This window comes from Synechococcus sp. WH 5701, from assembly GCF_000153045.1.
GTDB classification, from domain to species: domain Bacteria; phylum Cyanobacteriota; class Cyanobacteriia; order PCC-6307; family Cyanobiaceae; genus Regnicoccus_A; species Regnicoccus_A antarcticus.
Genome location: NZ_CH724163.1, coordinates 34,855 through 36,531, shown reverse-complemented (window position 1 = coordinate 36,531; position 1,677 = coordinate 34,855). Strand labels below are relative to the sequence as shown.

General features: G+C 60.2%; 2 protein-coding genes. Both read right to left on the bottom strand.

Annotated elements, in window-relative coordinates; all coding sequences use genetic code 11:
* The coding region (locus tag WH5701_RS17045) for an FAD-binding oxidoreductase (protein WP_006173521.1) at positions 1–601 on the bottom strand (601 nt) is incomplete at its 3' end.
* 34 nt (positions 602–635) lie between these two features.
* Positions 636–1,677, bottom strand: a 1,042-nt coding sequence (locus WH5701_RS15500) for an amidohydrolase family protein (protein ID WP_006173520.1), incomplete at its 5' end; no start/stop codon positions are given.

Sequence of the window (1,677 nt, the reverse complement as noted above, 5' to 3'; positions counted from 1 at the left end):
GTTCCGCCTCAATTTCATCCAATTGATGGCAATGGGCATCGGTCGTCATCGGCACGACCTCAAGACCCAACAAGTGGCCTGGATCGCGCAGAAATCCCCAGCGAATCGAACCAATCCCCCCCGATCCCCCCGCAACAAAACCACCCACCGTTGCGCTGCGCCAAGTACTGGGAAGCAAGCGCAACTCACGCTGATGACGGCGTAGCTCCTGATCCAAATGACTCATCTGGCAACCCGGCTCCACCGTGACGACACCCGTGACGGGATCAAACTTGCGAATGCGCTGCAAACCAGTGGTGAGCATCACCATCCCGCCCTCGAGGGGGACGCATTGCCCATAATTCCCGGTGCCAGCACCCCGCACCGTGAGTGGGACGCCATGTTTGGCACACGCTGCTGCTAACTGTTCGACGGCGGCCACCGACTGAGGGCGAGACACCAACTGCGCACGGGCCCCCGCAAGCTTGGGAGTCAGCACAGGCGAGTAGTCGTATGCATCGCGGGAACAACGCAGCAACTGGCCAGGTTCGTCCTGAAGATCCAGGTCGGAAATATGGGCTAAATCCTGTCTTAGAGCGAGAAGCGCATCGGCGCGAGTCATGGCTGCAGACGGTTCACTCCAATGGGTCTAACCGTTACTTGGTCGGGAATGTCGACGACAACCATTGCCCCTGAACGAGAACACGCCGAGACGACGACCCGCGCAAGACATCCGACCAACTCGTTCCCTTCACCGCCACCAGATCGGCAGGGGCACCCCGACGCAGCACCCCATCCCAAGACAGGCCAAGAACTCCGGCCGCCGCCGTCGTGAAGGGCGCCAAACCAAGACGCTGCCAAGGCAAAAGCTGGGTGAGTGGAATGGCAGCAGCCATCAACGACAGAGGATCGAAATCACCAGCAGGGAACCAGGGATCAGCGACGTTGTCGCCGGCAACGGCAACGCGGACGCCAGATCGTTGGAGTTGTCGGATGGGAGCTTGAGGCCGCTGCAGCGGAGTGATGTCGGATCGTCGTTCCAGCAACCAAGCATTCGTCAGGGGTAGGGCAACCACCTGCAGATTGGCCCTGATCATGCGCTCGCCAAGTCGTTGCAACGCTGCCTGGGGCAACAGCGCAAGGCTGCTGGCATGACTGCAAGTGATCGGCACCTCCACCGGAGTGATCGTCAAGGCCCGTAGGAGCTGTTTCACCCCTTGTGCCGGTGCATGGTCGGCTTCATCAATATGCAAATCCACGGCAAGGCCATGGCGATCAGCCAGCTCAAGTAGGGCCTTCAACGACTGATCGACCGCTGGCCCCACCATTGATGGATCCAGCACCCCGCCCAGAAGCCCCCGGCACTTCGCGAGTCGCCTGGCCATGGATTCCGCCTCAGCACTCGTCCAAAAGGGAAGAGGTGCAAGGGCAACAAGTTGAAGCTCAACCCGATCCTGCCAACGACGTTGGAGCAGCTCAAGCGCGTCCCAACTCGATGCCGCTCCAGGGCCACCACTATCAATGTGGCTACGAACGGCCCTCAACCCCTGCATGAACGCTTGCTGCAGAGCCCGTTCGCCGCGGATCAACACCAGCTCTGTCGATCGGGATTGGTGCTCCACCAGATTGGCCTTTAAGGCTTCCTCATAGGTGCCGAGAAGATTGGGATGGTCTTGCCAGGTGAAGGCTTTATCGAGA